This window comes from Stieleria bergensis (assembly GCA_007745635.1).
Lineage (GTDB): Bacteria > Planctomycetota > Planctomycetia > Pirellulales > Pirellulaceae > Stieleria > Stieleria bergensis.
This window is the reverse complement of record CP036272.1, coordinates 5,339,166-5,354,805: the sequence shown is the minus strand read 5'-3', so window position 1 is coordinate 5,354,805 and position 15,640 is coordinate 5,339,166. Positions and strand designations below refer to the sequence as shown.

At 54.8% G+C, this 15,640-nt stretch carries 12 protein-coding genes; 2 read left to right on the top strand and 10 right to left on the bottom strand.

Annotated features, from left to right (window positions below):
• Positions 1-256: 256 nt before the first annotated feature.
• The 5 genes from tssH to SV7mr_RS18720 form a co-directional block, all read right to left on the bottom strand.
• On the bottom strand, positions 257-3,016 hold the full coding sequence (gene tssH, locus SV7mr_RS18740) for a type VI secretion system ATPase TssH (protein WP_145275609.1): 2,760 nt from the start codon (positions 3,014-3,016) through the stop codon (positions 257-259).
• 139 nt (positions 3,017-3,155) lie between these two features.
• Positions 3,156-4,235 (bottom strand): type VI secretion system baseplate subunit TssG, encoded by a 1,080-nt coding sequence (gene tssG / locus SV7mr_RS18735; RefSeq protein ID WP_145275607.1) that lies wholly within the window; start codon positions 4,233-4,235, stop codon positions 3,156-3,158.
• Positions 4,199-6,085, bottom strand: a complete 1,887-nt coding sequence (gene tssF, locus SV7mr_RS18730) for a type VI secretion system baseplate subunit TssF (RefSeq protein WP_145275605.1) — start codon at positions 6,083-6,085, stop codon at positions 4,199-4,201. The genes tssG and tssF overlap by 37 nt, the downstream gene beginning before the upstream one ends.
• Before the next feature lie 14 nt (positions 6,086-6,099).
• A complete protein-coding gene (tssE, locus tag SV7mr_RS18725) occupies positions 6,100-6,597 on the bottom strand; it encodes a type VI secretion system baseplate subunit TssE (RefSeq protein ID WP_145275603.1) in 498 nt (165 codons plus the stop codon).
• Positions 6,597-7,454: a type VI secretion system accessory protein TagJ gene (locus SV7mr_RS18720; protein WP_145275601.1), complete on the bottom strand. Its 858-nt coding sequence runs from the start codon at positions 7,452-7,454 to the stop codon at positions 6,597-6,599. The genes tssE and SV7mr_RS18720 overlap by 1 nt, the downstream gene beginning before the upstream one ends.
• A gap of 175 nt (positions 7,455-7,629) precedes the next feature.
• Between SV7mr_RS18720 and SV7mr_RS25585 the strand changes: the two genes are divergently transcribed.
• A complete protein-coding gene (locus SV7mr_RS25585) occupies positions 7,630-7,818 on the top strand; it encodes a hypothetical protein (protein ID WP_419187595.1) in 189 nt (62 codons plus the stop codon).
• A gap of 27 nt (positions 7,819-7,845) precedes the next feature.
• Here the strand turns inward: SV7mr_RS25585 and SV7mr_RS18715 are convergent, their stop codons facing one another.
• From SV7mr_RS18715 to tssA, 4 genes are all read right to left on the bottom strand, one after another.
• Positions 7,846-8,328 carry an Hcp family type VI secretion system effector gene (locus SV7mr_RS18715; RefSeq protein ID WP_145275599.1) on the bottom strand — a complete coding sequence of 161 codons (483 nt, stop codon included), beginning with the start codon at positions 8,326-8,328 and terminating at the stop codon, positions 7,846-7,848.
• A 108-nt stretch (positions 8,329-8,436) separates the two neighbouring features.
• Complete coding sequence (tssC, locus tag SV7mr_RS18710) at positions 8,437-9,936, bottom strand: type VI secretion system contractile sheath large subunit (RefSeq protein ID WP_145275597.1); 1,500 nt, start codon at positions 9,934-9,936, stop codon at positions 8,437-8,439.
• Between the two features lie 20 nt (positions 9,937-9,956).
• Positions 9,957-10,475 (bottom strand): type VI secretion system contractile sheath small subunit, encoded by a 519-nt coding sequence (gene tssB / locus SV7mr_RS18705; protein WP_145275594.1) that lies wholly within the window; start codon positions 10,473-10,475, stop codon positions 9,957-9,959.
• A 64-nt stretch (positions 10,476-10,539) separates the two neighbouring features.
• Positions 10,540-11,766 carry a type VI secretion system protein TssA gene (gene tssA / locus SV7mr_RS18700; protein WP_145275592.1) on the bottom strand — a complete coding sequence of 409 codons (1,227 nt, stop codon included), beginning with the start codon at positions 11,764-11,766 and terminating at the stop codon, positions 10,540-10,542.
• 484 nt (positions 11,767-12,250) lie between these two features.
• Here tssA and SV7mr_RS25580 point away from each other — a divergent pair, with 484 nt between their 5' ends.
• Positions 12,251-12,427, top strand: a complete 177-nt coding sequence (locus SV7mr_RS25580) for a hypothetical protein (protein ID WP_419187594.1) — start codon at positions 12,251-12,253, stop codon at positions 12,425-12,427.
• A gap of 205 nt (positions 12,428-12,632) precedes the next feature.
• On the opposite strand, the gene SV7mr_RS18695 is transcribed toward SV7mr_RS25580, so the two are convergent.
• Positions 12,633-15,263 (bottom strand): hypothetical protein, encoded by a 2,631-nt coding sequence (locus tag SV7mr_RS18695; RefSeq protein WP_145275590.1) that lies wholly within the window; start codon positions 15,261-15,263, stop codon positions 12,633-12,635.
• Between the last annotated feature and the right edge of the window lie 377 nt (positions 15,264-15,640).

The window sequence follows — 15,640 nt, the reverse complement described above, 5'->3', positions numbered from 1 at the left end:
CACCTCCGATGGAGGCCATAGCAGTTGGCTAGACTTTCTACGTAGGACACTTTCATTCCCTATCTCAATCCGGTTTTATCCCGGCACTCCCCTCACCTCGCTAACGCTCGACTCTCCCGCCAGCGGGAGAGTTCAGTCAACGGCGCTACCACCAACATCCTCCCGCCGGCCGGGGAGGGTTTTGTTGTGGCTGGTTGCGGTTGGCGTTGCCAGGGTTTCTTGGTGCGTGCTTAGCACGGCGGTGTGACTGGGACGATTATTCGAACGAATAATCGAACTCGCCATCGGTGACGCTGACGTGAACCTTGTCGATGCTCTGGCCTTTCATCATGCGAGTCAAGAACTCACCGCTGATTTGTGGCAGAACGGTATTGGTTAGGATGGAGTCAATCATTCGGCCTCCGCTATCCAATTCGGTGCAACGGCTGGCGATCAGCTTGATCACGTCATCGTCAAAGCTGAATGGAATGCCGTGTGTTGCCGAGATCCGCTTTTCAACGCGCCCCAGCTGTAAACGAGCGATGGCGTCAATCATTTCGTCACTCAGTGGGTAGTACGGAATGGCGACGATTCGGCCAAGCAGAGCCGGTGGGAAAACCTTCAGCAGCGGTTCACGCAGCGCTTTGGAAAGTCCTTCGGGATCGGGTTTGAGTTCTGGATCCTTGCACATGTTCATCACCATGTCGGTACCGGCATTGGTGGTCAACAAGATCAAGGTGTTCTTGAAGTCAATTTGACGTCCTTCGCCATCTTCCATCCAGCCTTTGTCGAAGACTTGGAAGAAGATTTCGTGGACATCGCTGTGTGCCTTTTCGACTTCGTCTAGCAACACCACGCTGTAGGGGCGACGACGGACTGCTTCGGTCAGGATTCCTCCTTCACCATAGCCGACGTATCCGGGAGGGGCCCCTTTCAGCGTGCTGACGGTATGAGCTTCTTGGAACTCGCTCATGTTAATCGTGATCACGTTTTGCTCACCGCCGTAGAGTGCTTCTGCTAGGGCGAGAGCGGTTTCAGTCTTACCGACCCCTGAAGGGCCGGCCAGCATGAACACCCCGATGGGTTTGTTGGGATTGTCCAAGCCAGCACGCGATGTCTGAATGCGTTTTGCAATCATCTTCAGGGCGTGTGTTTGGCCGATAATCCGTTCATTTAGAATGTCGGCCAGTTGCAGAACGGTTTCGACTTCGTCTTTGACCATTCGGCCCACTGGGATGCCCGTCCAGTCTTCGACGACTGAACCCACCGCTTGTTCATCGACAGTCGGCAGGATCAACGGCGATTCGCCTTGCAGTTCACTCAGTTGCTGTTGCAATCCTTGCAATTGCCCCAGCAATTCTGCACGTTGTTCCTCAGTCAATTCTTCAACGGGGCCGCTGCCCTCTGCAGTCTGCACTTCGACTTCGGTTGCCACAGCATCAGCGGCTTGTTCGAGGTTGCTGTCAGTGCCTTCAACTTTAGCGGTTTGTCCACGCAGTTTAGCACGCACCTCAAGCACTTGATGAACGAGATCTTTTTCTTCATTCCAACGTGCGGTGAGGGTTGCCAAACGCTCTGTTTCTTCGGACAAAAGCGTGCTGGCACGTTTCTCGCGTTCATCGGTGTCAACGCCTACCAAGTGTTCATCGGCGATGATCTTGAGTTCGGTGTTCAGTGCGTCGATCCGTTTCTGGCAGTCGTCGACTTCGGCAGGCACGGCGTGTTGGCTGATCGCCACACGTGCGGCGGCGGTGTCCAGCAGGCTGACCGATTTGTCCGGCAGTTGCCGGGCTGGAATGTAGCGGTGGGAAAGGCGGACTGCGGCTTCCAGGGCTTCATCAAGGATCTTGACTTTGTGGTGTTTTTCCAAAGTCGAGGTGATGCCGCGCATCATCAGGATTGCGCGTTCTTCGCTAGGCTCTTCGACTTGAACGACCTGAAAACGACGGGTCAGTGCGGGGTCCTTTTCAATGTGCTTCTTGTATTCTGCCCAAGTGGTTGCGGCGACGGTTCGCAGTGTTCCACGTGCCAAGGCTGGCTTGAGCAAGTTGGCAGCGTCACCTGTGCCGGCCGCTCCGCCAGCACCGACCAGCGTGTGAGCTTCATCGATGAACATGATGATGGGTTTGGTTGACGATTGAACTTCCTCAATGACTTGCTTGAGGCGGTTTTCGAATTCACCCTTCATGCTGGCGCCCGCTTGCAGCAAGCCCACGTCAAGTGACAACAGCGAGACGTCTTGCAGACTCGGTGGGACATCTCCGCTGGCGATTTTGAGTGCAAAGCCCTCGACGACAGCGGTCTTACCGACACCGGCTTCACCGGTCAGGATGGGATTGTTCTGTCGACGACGCATCAGGATGTCAATGATCTGACGAATTTCTTCGTCGCGGCCAACGATGGGATCGATCTCGCCATCGCGAGCTCGCTGGGTCAAGTCAACGGTGAACTGTTTGAGCGCCTCTTGCTTGCCCATTTGAGCAGGGGCCATCGCGCCACTGGCTTCGCCGGGAGCCGCACCGCCACCGGTTTGGAAACCGTCGCTGGCAGAAAGTGACTCTTCAGGAGATCCACTGACGATTTCGGCAAATCTCTCGGTCAATTTCTCGAGCTTGATTTTTTCAAACTCACCCGAAATCGCCAGCAGGGCGTTTTTCAGGGAACGGGTCTTCAGCATCCCCACAACCAAATGGCCGGTGCGGACTTGGGTTTCGCCAAACATCAGCGTGCCATACACCCAACTACGCTCTACGGCTTCTTCGATGTGTGATGACAAATCTGAAATGGAGGTCGAGCCCCGTGGCAATTGATCCAACGATTGTGTCAAGTCTTTGACCAACCGCGAAGGGTTGATGTCAAACTCCTTGACGACATGATGCAGATCCGAGTCTTCAAGTTGCAGGATTTGATGGATCCAGTGCACCAGTTCAACATAGGGATTGCCGCGCATCTTGCAGAAGACAGTGGCGCTTTCAATGGACTGGTAACCAACACGATTGAGTTTTCCGAACAGCGCGGTGCGACTAATATCAGACAAAGCAGAGACCCTCGGTCGAGAGAAGTTGTGAGGTAAATGGGTGGTTGATAACGAGGCTGGGTTCGTGGGAATCCAAAACCGCGTTGTAATTGCTCTGACTTCTTGACCTTTGGTTGGTCCGTTGGGCGGGAACAACCGGTTAGCGATTACCGGCGATCAAGAGGTCACGAGAATCTTGTTTGACACCTGCTGCGTCGGACCAGACTGTCTGTCCGAGTTGTCCTTCGCCCAGTTGCCAAGATGGAACGTCTTCACGCTGTAACACGATGTTTAAGTCCCAATTCCATTCGTCGCCAATGTAATTTCGAACCATTGCTGTCAGGCGATCTAAGCTTGCGCCACCGGGTAGCATGCGTTGAAAGTCCTGCCAATTGACCGGACCAACGGTGACTCGAAATTTTTGTTGGCAATTCCAAACATGTGATCCTAACGTGCAGGCTTCTCCGAGTGTTGCGCTGGCTGGATCATCACCAAGGCGAAAATAGCATTCGCTGGGAAGTGCAACCCACTGGCCGACAAACTCTTCTATCTGGCAGGGAACGCCGAAGTACTCAGACAGCATCGACTGCAGACGCTCGGGTGACTTGCTTTGACAAGAGAAGTTGCCCGAATAAAACAGTTTGGCGAAATCAGGTAGAGCGTCACGGTCACGTAGCGAATCCTGGCCAAGTCCCATCATGGAACCAACGAACACCGAGTAGCGATCTTCACCAGGGCGATCTCGATGGGTGACGGGATTGGCGTTGGCCCAGGCACGATAAAACAGTGACAGAAGTCGGTGATGGAAAATGTCTAGGAAGGCAGCGAACGTCGGGTCATCGTGATGCCGAATCCGATCTTGAGCATATTCGGTCAGGTGCAGCGGTAGGGGGCCGTTGGGGCCGGTGAGCCCAAAGAACTCAACGCCCATTTCCCCAGCGGATTGGGGTTGCTGATCTTGGAAATGACCGAGTTCACTTTCGTCAAGCAGTTCTTCGACGCGAGACTGTGGAGGCTTGAACGTACTGACCGCTGCCGGTGCGAACTTGAGCGACGGTTTGTGACTCAACCGAACGATGTCATCGTCAATGCGCACGCTGTCGCCAAGACGAGGTGAATCGGGGAACATGCGCTCGAGCAGACGCATGGCATGATAAAAATGAAAGCGGTAGGGATGGTCGTACATCCCTTGCAACGTGTCCGCTACAGCGCGTGGCGCTGTCCCATCCTGGTCGGCCATTTTGCTACCTCGCCACGTTCAGTTGTCTGTAAAACCGTTTCGATAAAGGAGTTGATCGAAACGTACTTGGTAAAGAATTCGTTCAGTACCGATGCCATCAAGAAGGACCCTGTCCCTTCAAATCCGGATTCATCCAGGGAAACCGTGATTTGAAGTCCGCGACCAAAGTTCATCGGCCCGGAGGACTGAATGGGGCGAATCACGGGTTCAGACATCACGGAGCGCAACGCGTCCACTTGTTTCATCGCCTGGTGATCATTGCGGTCCACGTACAGTGACAGCAACTCACGCATGGCAGCCGCACCACCCTGTTTGCTGTCGGTCAGGCTTAGGTAGTTGAGCGACAAATGGCTGATCAAACGCCACACGGTTTCACCACCTTCGAAGGTTCGCGGCGGGCTGGGTTTGGACGGCCCAGCGATACAGCGGATTTGATCAATCGGTGCACTGACTTCCAAATTGAAGTCGGTATTCCCAAGGCCCAGTGGAAGCTGCAAAGGCAAGTCGCGATTGGTGCACAAGGTTTGCAAGCCCACTTGTCGCAGGTCGTGTGACAAGGCGTGCTCTTGACCATCGACTAGCATCATGAAAGTTTCACTGCCGATGTAACTGCTGCGCGGTCCGGAGGCTCGATTGCGATCCGATACCACACGCGGGCGGCGAAGGAGAGTGTAATAGCCTTGGTCTTCTGCTTTGTGTACCGAATCGTTCATCGCATAGAACGGCAGAAAGGGCCGTTCGTTTTCATTGCCGGTGGAATAGCCGGCAACGTCTTGGATGCTATAAACTTCGAAGTCCAATGGCCGCGTGCGATCGGGTATGACTTGGTATTCATGAAAGCGATCGGACAGCAGGATTCGGTCCGCACGCTTTTCAAACAGATTGATCACCGGTGTGGCAAACAAGGCAAAGTGTGACTCGTTCACACGGTTGGCCAGCAAGGAGTCGCCGTGTCGAAGCAAGATCGCGACTTCAATCGTCTCGGTCTCGCAGGTACGCAGCTGCTGATTGAGCCCATTGAGTTGGGTGAACATAAACCGTTCAGGAAACGCAAAGTATTCCTGTAGCAAACGGTAGCCTTCGAAAGAACGCGCTTCATTGGGCAGCAACGCTTGGTCGGTGGCGAAACCTTGTGGCGTGACGCATTTCTTGTCGATGCGTAGATTCCAGTTCGTATTCTGCTCTCCGCCAGTGCTGTATGGTCTGACTGCAATGCCGATCGCATTGGCAAGTAATTCTTCGTACAGACGCGAGGGAATGTCGCTGGTGCCCTGCAAGAAAAGTGGCAGTTGATCCAGCGACAGCTGGTTGAACTTGGCACCCGCGGAGGTCTGGAAACGCAGGACCAAAGCCGCCTTCACGTCCGGGTGATCTGGCAGCTGTAAGGCAGCGACATCGCGGGGGAAATAGTCAGCCTGTTGCAGAACCAAGGGCCAGAGTTCCACATCATGTGCGGTGCGATAGGTGCAACGTGTCTGTTCGCCTTTGCCCAGTAAGCCTTGCAAAACAGAATGCCGTGGAAGCGTGAAACCGTCCGCCAAAGCACCTTCGTTCAGGTCGGGGTGCATCTGGACCACTGCCATCGAGGGCGTGGGCGCCAGGTAGTTGGGAAACACCGTTTCCAGCAGGTGTTCGGTGAACCGAGGGAACTCGGCGTTCATTTTCAGCTGCACGCGCGCTGCTAAAAACGCAAACCCCTCGAACAAGCGTTCCACATAAGGGTCAGCGCAATCGAACTCATCCAGCCCGATGCGACCCGCAATCTTGGGATATTGCTTGGCGAACTCAGCGCCCGATTCACGAACGAACTGCAATTCTTGGTTGTAAAAATTAAGTAGACGTGGGTCCATGCCAACGTTCTCCGTTACGCTTCAACAATGGTCACCGTTCCAGTTTCCAAGTCCAACTCAGAACGTAAGAACAGACGTTCTGGAAAGGGCTTGGCCCACATTTCGCCTTCAATTTCGAAGGTCAACGAGTTGCCGTGATAAGACTCGCTTTGCTTCTTGCCACGCACGCCCAATGTATGGGGAATGATACGTGGTTCAAAATTCAAAATGGATTGGCGGATCACGGTTTCGAATTGGTTGACTTCCAAACCGGAGATTGTCTTTCCGGTCATGTCAGGAATGCCATAGTTGATGACGCTTGCTTGAACGTGTGGAAACGGCGTCAGGTCTGTCTTGGCTTCGATGTGTGTGGTGTTCATCAGCCAGGCCAGGTCTCGCAGCACCGCAGCTCGCAACTTGTGAATCGAAAAGACTTTTTGATCGCGTGATTCCACGGTTGACTCGCGGTGGTCATCGGTCAAACGATCCAGCAGCGATGGGAACAGGCGTTCTTGGGCGGTCAGTTCTGCCATCAGTTGGTCTCATCATCCGGTTCAGGATCGGCCTGTTCCATTTCGACATCCAGTTCCAAAGATCGAATCTGAAATAAGGCAAACTCATCCACATCGGTCGCCAGCATGCGTTGGCCATGTCCAATGTATTGGCTAGGGTCGGCTTCATCGCCCACGCACTCCCAGTCTGTTTTGCGTGAAAGTCGAATCGCCGCGTCTTCGCTGGTCTCCGAGCCCGGATATCGACTGGGGATCATCCCAAAGGTCTCTCCGCCGTTGGACCAAGTGAAATGAGCAGCGCTCCATACAAAGTCGCGTAGATCGCTTGGCGGATCGATGGTGATCTTTGCGATGCGATGCATGGGGACCCAGTAATACTGACCGTTAATCAGCGTTTCCAGGATGGGGCCTAGTCGCGGGTCGGAGTCGCAGATCCATTCAAAACGGACAGGTTTCTCGTCCGAATCAATCAGAGTGCCGCTGACAGCTGGCGCCTGTTCGAGTGCTTCAGCTCGAAGCTGGCAGGCTTGAGGAAGGTGGCCGGTTGCTTGCAACTTGAACGCTTCAAGCATCATCGCGATCCAGGGCTCTGGTTCACCAAAGATCATCGGTTGTCGATCACCGGACATGACTTTGTGACGTAGCACTTCGCAACGAATGGCTTCTCGATAAGCCTGGACCATGGCCAAATTACCGGCATCGAGTTCGCCGGAGAGTTCCAGTTGTGTTAAGGCGCTTTCCCATTTGCCCAGCACGGTCATCATCTGAAACAGGAAGACGCGATACTTGGCATCGGCCGGGTTAGCCTGCACAACTTTCTTTAACTCTGCAAAAGCTTCGTCAAGCTTTCCTTCACGCAAATAATCTTCGGCAATCATGAATTTGGTTGTGTTGGCAATGGGTGGCAACGAGCACTGTCAATGCAGGCGTCGCGATGATCTCTGGTGGTAGCCAGTGGTGATGAAGTTGGGTGAGCTTAGTCGTGTGTCTCGCAGATCAGGAACGCCGGTCACCGAATGGATTCGTAGCGGTCTCCCAACCTTTGATTGATCGGTGAGTTTGCCTGATCCGCAAAGCTTCAGCGTTCATCATATCGCAAAACAGCGCAGGGTTGCCGTCGTGGTCGTCTTAATCGCGCCACCCGGTACAAGTTTGGTGTACAAAAAAGCGGTGCACAAAAAAACGGTGCATCCCTGCGTATGCCACGCATTGATGCACCGTTTTGAGCGGATGGCGTTTTGAGCCGTTGGGCTCAAGACGCACGCTAGATCACGCAGAGTTCGTGGCGATGTTCCACTTGAACTCTTTCTTGGCTTCCGCCGTTCCGTCTTCTTTCTGCGGCGTGTATTCGTACTTGAATTCGCGGAAGTTAAGCGAAATATTTTCGGTGAGTCGATCTTCGCCACCGGATCCGCCAACGCTAACGCTGGTGACCAGGACGTCCTTCATCTTCAGGATCAAGTACTCAAGAGGTTTTTTGCCGGCTTTGCGGACCGTCAGGGTGGCCTCTTTGAAGTGGTCACCGTTGGAGCAGTACAGCATCAAGATTGGAGATGAGCTGTCGATCCACTTGGTGACCGAGATGTCTTGGAAGTTCGCTTTACCAGCTCCACCGCCGCCACCGACGTGGAAAGAGCCAGATTGTGAAACACCCCAGCTCCACGCAAGAACGTCAATTTCGTCCTTGTGTGTCTTGTCTTGAGATTCGCCTTTGATTTCGCCCTTGATTTCAAGGAACATGTCGACAGCCATGTTGCGTTTCCTTTTTGAAAGGTGTTGTTGGGATTGTGGATTGCTTTGGTTTTATTCTGATCACGCTGCCCAGCGAGCAGCGTGAGGCGTTATTGCTTTCGGGCTGAATCAGCCGCCACCCTTGCCGGATGGAAGTTTCGACACCAGACGCAAGGAGACCGACAGGCCTTCTAGTTGGTAGTGTGGGCGAAGGAAGAACTTGGAGGTGTAGTAGCCGGGGTTTCCTTCGACTTCTTCCACAACGACTTCGGCGTCAGCCAATGGCTTTCTCGCTTTGGTGTCGTCGCTAGATGTTCCAGGGTTACCGTCGACGTACTGCAGGATCCAGTCCTGGAGCCAACGCTGCATGTCGCTGCGTTCTTTGAAGCTACCGACTTTGTCACGCACGATGCACTTAAGGTAGTGTGCAAAGCGGCAGGTGGCAAACAGGTAGGGCAAGCGCGCGCCAAGGTTTGCGTTGGCGGTCGCATCGGGGTCGTCGTATTCCGCAGGAGCATGCAAGGACTGAGCGCCAATGAAGGCGGCGAAGTCTGAGTTCTTCTTGTGGATCAGTGGCATGAAGCCGTTCTGAGCCAGTTCGGCTTCGCGGCGGTCACTGATCGCGATTTCAGTGGGGCATTTCATGTCCACACCGCCATCATCGGTGGGGAATGTGTGACAGGGAAGCCCTTCCACAGCACCACCGGATTCGATGCCGCGGATTTGCGAGCACCAGCCGTACTGTTTGAACGAACGAGTGATATTGGTCGCCATCGCATAGGCAGCATTGGACCAAGTGTACTTTGAGCTATCTTGGCCTTCGGTGTCTTCTTCGAAGGCGAACTCTTCCACGGGGTCGGAGGCAGCGCCGTACGGCAATCGTGCGAGGAACTTAGGCATTGCCAAGCCGATGTACTTGGAGTCTTCAGACTCACGCAGTGAACGCCATGCGGCGTATTCTGGAGTCTGGAAGATCTTGGTCAAGTCACGCGGGTTGGTCAGTTCTTGCCAGCTGTCCATCTGCATGACCGACGGTGCAACACCGGCGATGAAGGGCGCGTGACAGGCGGCAGAGATCTTGGCCATTTCGCCGAGCAGTTCGACGTCTGGCGGGCTGTGGTCGAAGTGGTAATCGCCTACGAGGCAGCCGTAAGGCTCGCCACCGAATTGGCCGTACTCTTCTTCGTACATCTTCTTGAAGATCGGGCTCTGATCCCAAGCGGTGCCTTTGAATTTCTTGACGGTTTTGTGAAGCTCCTTCTTGGTGATATTCATCACTCGGATCTTCAGCATTTCGTCGGTTTCGGTATTGTTCACCAAGTGGTGCAAACCGCGCCAAGCACCTTCCAGTTTTTGGAAGTCTTCGTTGTGAAGAATCTTGTTGACTTGCTCGCTGAGTTTGCCATCAATCTGAGCGATGATGGCTTCGATTGATTTCAGCACATCGTCTGAGATCAAGCCGGTTTGGGCGAGGGCTTGTTCGGCAAGCGTTTGGACGGCGGTCTCGACGGCCTCTTTGGCTTGGTCAGACTTGGGGCGGAACTCTTTTTGGAGGAGCGAGGAAAATTCGCTTGCTTCGAGAGTTGCTCCCTCTGCCGATCCTCCGGCAGCTGCTTCTTCAGTACTCATTGTTTTTTTCTCCCTAAAGGTTATTCGCCGGATCCTGCGTCATCGCTGCCGTCAGCAGGGGCTGAGGACAGAGACTGCAACAAAGCTGGATCATTTAATGCTTTGGCCAACAGTGCTTCTGCACCTTCTTTGCCGTCCATGTAGGTCAGCAGGTTGGAAAGCTGTTCACGGGCCTGCAACAATTTGTTCAACGAATCCACTTTGCGAGCAATTGCGGCGGGCGAGAAATCGTCCATGCTCTCAAACGTCAGGTTGACCGCCAAGTTCCCTTCACCTGTAAGGGTGTTTGGAACTTGCATTGCCACGCTTGGTTGCATGGATTTGAGACGTTCATCAAAATTATCAACGTCGATTTCCAGTGCCTTGCGCTCGCTGACCGGTGGTAGCGGTTCTGCCGGTTTTCCGGACAGATCAGCCATCACACCCATCACGAATGGGAGCTGGACCTTTTTCTCCGCTCCGTAAACTTCGACGTCATATTCAATTTGTACACGCGGAGCACGATTGCGCCCGATGAACTTTTGACCACTACTTGCCATTAGAAACTCCTAAGGAACGTAACGCATTACGACGAGTGTCGAATGCCTTTAAGTTGTCTATACCTTACCAACCATCAGATGCCTCTTCTTCCTGCGGAGCAGGAGAAGATTCTGAGGAACTTGCTGCAATGCCGCCGCCCAGCAGTTCTGCTTGTGAGACTGCGTCGGGAGCAAGGTCGCGCAAAATATCGAGGAAACTCTTCGATGCGAGACGCTGCGCCCGCCGGATCAGCAGCGGCAAAGGGCTTGATGGTTCGTTGGATTCGTAAAAATCGCAGACCGCGTCGAGCGCCTTAATGGCGTCTTGACGTGTGTTGATGCGCCCTAATTGCATTCCTGCTGCTGGAGCTGCCACGGTTCCACCCTGTTGCACGCCCGGACTTTCGTCTCCGGCGGCCTGCTCAGCCGGTTCGTCACTTTCAGCCACAGCGAACACACCTCGGCGTTCAAGCTGTCGATTGACAAACTCTTGCATCTCTTTAAGCAGATTGCGGACCGGCGCCAACGAAACCGCAAAGTTAAGGCTGACGTTGGTCGTTACGTTGGATTCGATCTCCGTAACATGCTCCAGCGTTTGACTGACCAGCTCTTCGGTCGCTTGAATCGTCTCGATTTCAACATCGGTGAACGCAGCTTCAATGGTGTCTAAACCTGGAACGCTGCTTTTTTCTTCCGTGCCCCCGGTGTCCCAGGATTCTTCATCGGGTTTGCTGGACGAAGAATGTTCCGCGGCATGTTCGGCGCGATGCACATCGGCCATGCTAAAGCGTCCCACCGCCCGTGACGCCACCAATGGCGCGTTACCGAGTTCCTTCAACAGGCCACCTTCATCGCACAGCATGATTAAGGTGTTGGTGCGGTACGTGGGGTCGTCGTTGTCTTCTGCGTCCAGTTCGGGGTGTAAAGTGGGCCAGAACGATTCGACGTAGTGACGGAGCAAGCGCATCGAAAACTCAAAGCCATCGAGGCCTTCTAAGTTCAGCGTTGCCCGTCCCCAATACACTGCCACACGCATGTCTCGCGTGCGAGTGAGCAGGTCATCGGCACACTTCTTGACCTCTTTCCAGTTCGCTCCTTCAGCTTCAACGATCGTGTCGCCGTATTGCTGTTCAGACGTTCCCTGTGAGGCGCGTTCCATTTCGCCGAAAACGGCGTCGTATTCCAAGTCGGGACCGCAGGGCTCGTCGTCCGAAAGCGGTTGAATCAGAGAATCAAAATCAGGCAGTTCCATTTTCTGACGATCTCGCTGGTGTGCAGTCTTGTAAATGGAGGAGTGATCAGCCGATTTCATGATGCGAACGCAGTTCACAATCAAAAACGACTCAATCGCATCCGTTAATTGTTGGAAGTTTGGTTTGAATTCATCGGCAAATTCAATTGCCTGCCAAGCCGTTGCCGCCTCCAGGCCCCAGCAAACGTTTAGGGCCTCAGCAAACGTTCAGGGCCTCAGCAAACGTTCAGGGCCTCAGCAAACGTTTAGGGGCGTTCCGCCTCCCAATGTTCTGCACCATCGAGCAGTCTTTCCTGTTGGGAGTCCGATACCAATCTGGCAGCCACTCGCCTATCATCTGTCCTGATAAGAACAGTCGTTATAGCTGTTTTGCCAAGCGATTGTGGTGCGGAAAAGGGTTCAGACGCCGAAATCTATAGGTTTTCACATTGCCCTGCGATGTCGTCGATCGATGATGTTTGAAATGGAGTTTATCGTCATGCTGTTTTCTTATCTATTTTCACATCATCTCCCTCTGGGAGATAGGTACTGATTCACCAATAAGATGGAAATTCACTCAGTGGTGAACGGTCCGTCGACAACCAGCACCCGTCGAGCGTTAGCGTTTGAAGCTTGCAGTGGAAAAGGTCCATCGATGGGGCTGGCGTTGGACGAAGGATACAGTTCGCTTCATCGGCTACGGTCGACGAAGGCACAACCGGAATGTCAACCGGTCGCTTAAAATCAGGAGCAACCGTGTGGGCTAGAAATAATGACGCGATCGTGTCGGTCGTGCCGGTTTCGGCGAGCGTATGAAAAGGGCCAGTTGGAATCGAAACAGGGCTGACAACATCGGTCGCCCATCCACCTGATGCCAGTGATTGCCTGCAGCACAGATAAGCCGAGCGGGCGTGGCATCACCAGTCAGCCTTTTGGCCCCTTCGCCTTTAGAAGGTCCAGCGAGCATCCAGGCGAATGATTTTGTCGTACCAATGTCGTTCAGAGATGGTAAAGCCACCGTTGAGGCCGAGCTCAAACACCGTTCCGGAGGAGCTGCGATCGCTGACCAAACGCAGGCCTGGATAGAGGTTCAAGATGTTCTCGCCATCGTAGGTCTCTGTTAAACCAAACTCGTTGGTCTTTTGTCCGTTGAGCGCTGACCAACCGACGATTTCGAAGGTGGGAATGATCGCGAACTGATCGCTGTCATACCAGAGGTGGGCGAATCCAGCTCCGTACCGCAGCACTGGCCCCGAAAAGCCCGGTTCGCCACCGAGTGGGAACCACAGCTTGAGTTCGTTGTTGATGATCGTTCGATCGGTCCAAGCAAAGCTTGAGACGAAACCTGGCTCCATGGACACATGGCCGTTGCCACGTCCTTTGGATGGAGTCCCGGTCGGCATCTGTGTGAGCAAGACTTGCGATAGTTTGAATCGCTCTTTGTCCATCATCAGTGTTTTAGCCACCGTCACCATATCACCCATGCCGCCGGTGTTCGGAGTGCTGGTGGGATTGATGAACCGCAGGGGGATTTCAGTGGTCATCGAAAACCTGGCGCCGCCGACTTCCATCGCCAGGCGAAAGTCTTGAAAGTCCACGCTGGTCTCAGGCGGGATCGAGACGCCCGGTCCCTTGCCACCAATGCGTGACCACAGGTATTCCGCTCGATCGGGATACTCCCAGTTATAGGCCGCTTGGGTGCGGATACGAAAATTGTTATTCGGCTGAGCGGCATCCATTTCAAACAAGGCGAACGCCAAACGCTCTTGTCCGACTCCAGCGTCATAACGTGGTTTGGTCTTCAGCGCTCGAGCCCCAGAACGGACCAGTTGCCAAGCCCGTTGCCGGACCGGCAGCGAGTGATCACGCAGGGGAGCTGGAATCCACAGCACTTCAGACTGTGAATCTTCAACGGGTAATTCGAGCACACTTCCCGACTGACCTTGGGACGCATCGATGATTTCGACGACGCTCTCGGCACCCTGATCTTGGCCGATGAGTGCCGCAACTGAAATCGTTGGTCGCAAGATGGAACGACCGGCTGCATCGCGAGCGGGCACGGCCGGTTGGAACAGAATACGAGGCCGTCCCGTTGCGGCGTCCACGTCGACACCACTGATCGCCTGAGAGCCAATGAGCTGCTCGCTTGGATCGTTCGGACGGATGGTTGCCAGTTCCGATGTTGCCACAGGCGGCAGAGCGATCGGTTCTTGCTGGCCGGGCTGGGACAAGTCGCTGACGGGATGGCTGGCTAGGACGCGGTCAGAGGGCGACGAATCAGGCGTGAACGAATCTTGGTCGATCAGGTCAAACGTGGCGACCTGATTGACACCAAGGTCTTCTCGCTGCGTGTCACTCACTAAATCCGCAAACTGGACTGAGCTCTTGCCCGCTGCTTCAATCGGGGGCAGGACCATCGGATCCGCCGTCGCCAGTGCATTGGGGGTTGCCGATTCTGGGGCCAGTCCTGGAGTCGGTACCGGTGCTGATACCGGTGGACCAAGTTGGCTGGGGATCGTTGTGTTGGGAGCTGCGTTGGTCTCCGATGGCAGCGAAACGCGTGGAGCCAAGTGATTGGCATACCGATCAGCCGCTGGAGGTTCAGTTGCCGACTCGATGGTTTGTGCGGGAGACGCTGTCGGCGCTGGACTCGCTGCTGCCACGATCTCAGGCTCAGCAGTGGGGAAAGCACCAGTGGGTAATGTGGCAGTGGGTAATGTGGCAGTGGGTGGTGTGGCAGTGGGTGGTGCTTCGCCGGTCACTCGCTGGTCTTGGGCGATCATCTGCTGCGAATCTAGAACAGCGCCGCTGGCCGGGCCAGCCGGTGAGGGAAAGAAGCTTCGCCGTGGATGGAGTGCCTCGCCAGCGCGATCAGGCGTTGGCACATTCGCTGTGGAACGAGCCAACGCAGGCGGTTGATTGAAGTCCAGTTCGACGGATTTGTTCGATCCTGTCCCCGATGGAGGTGCCACGGTGGATCCGACGCGGGAGGCAAGGGACGCGTCGCCCTGCCAGCCGGCTCCAGGGCTGGCATGCTGGACAGCGCCGTGTTGGGCGCTAAGCATCTGGCGGCCGCCCAGGGCAGGGAAGAAACCGGAGGTTTGCGCCACACTGCCCGGTTGATTGGCTGAATCAGAAGGCTGGCCAGCGTGATTGGGGCCAGTGCGATTGGGGCCAGTGCGATTGGGGCCAGTGCCCTGAGCGGGGACGGATTGGTACTCGGCCAGTTCTAGCCAGGAGGGCTGGTCTGGCTGTGCTTGCGATGCAGTGGCGACTCCACGATCTGATGTCGCTCTCCGGTCTGGTTGATCGACCAGCCAGGAAGGCATCGGTGGTTTGACTTTGCCATCTGCGATGTCTGCTTTGGCTTGCTGGATCTCAATCATTCCAGCGGCGGCCGGTTGGGGCGCCGGTGCACTGGCACTCGATGGGCCGCGTGTGGAACGCGACGAAGGGCGCAGAGGCCAGAAACCACTATCTGCCAGCGGTTGTGCAGGTGCGACCGCCATCACCAGCAAAGCCCCGCCAGCTAGCTTGGTAAAGGTCGATCGGCGTGTGATAAAGCGTAGGTCTAGCACAGTGCTGGTGTCAGAGGGGCTGTGAGGCTAGCGATTTGGAAGGTTCGAGGTTGTTGTTGGCAAAACTGCATGGTTCCGTTGTCCCAACATCAAACCACTCGCTCAGGGCAATTGGCATTCCTGGCACCGCCGCCGGCAGATTCACAGCCAGATCGATGGGTTTGACATGAGGCGTTTGCATTGGAGATTCAGACGCACTGATCGACGCAATCTCCCTGTAATGGTTGTATCGGACCTTCGGATGTTTCCGGTCATCAAAATTAGGTAAGATCTACCGGTTATTTTTTGATCGCCCCCAGATTCCGAACTGAATTGCCGCAGTTGCGACAGCTCCAGCATGCGGTTTGCCGATGACGAGCGCTAGAGGGTCCTGTATT

Bases quoted from the DNA above. Each gene is read 5' to 3' on its own strand.
- tssG (WP_145275607.1), bottom strand. From the start codon at position 4,235: ATGGCCGACCAGGATGGGACAGCGCCACGCGCTGTAGCGGACACGTTG.
- tssF (WP_145275605.1), bottom strand. From the start codon at position 6,085: ATGGACCCACGTCTACTTAATTTTTACAACCAAGAATTGCAGTTCGTT.
- tssE (WP_145275603.1), bottom strand. From the start codon at position 6,597: ATGGCAGAACTGACCGCCCAAGAACGCCTGTTCCCATCGCTGCTGGAT.
- SV7mr_RS18720 (WP_145275601.1), bottom strand. From the start codon at position 7,454: ATGATTGCCGAAGATTATTTGCGTGAAGGAAAGCTTGACGAAGCTTTT.
- SV7mr_RS18715 (WP_145275599.1), bottom strand. From the start codon at position 8,328: ATGGCTGTCGACATGTTCCTTGAAATCAAGGGCGAAATCAAAGGCGAA.
- tssC (WP_145275597.1), bottom strand. From the start codon at position 9,936: ATGAGTACTGAAGAAGCAGCTGCCGGAGGATCGGCAGAGGGAGCAACT.
- tssB (WP_145275594.1), bottom strand. From the start codon at position 10,475: ATGGCAAGTAGTGGTCAAAAGTTCATCGGGCGCAATCGTGCTCCGCGT.
- tssA (WP_145275592.1), bottom strand. From the start codon at position 11,766: ATGAAATCGGCTGATCACTCCTCCATTTACAAGACTGCACACCAGCGA.
- SV7mr_RS25580 (WP_419187594.1), top strand. From the start codon at position 12,251: ATGGAAATTCACTCAGTGGTGAACGGTCCGTCGACAACCAGCACCCGT.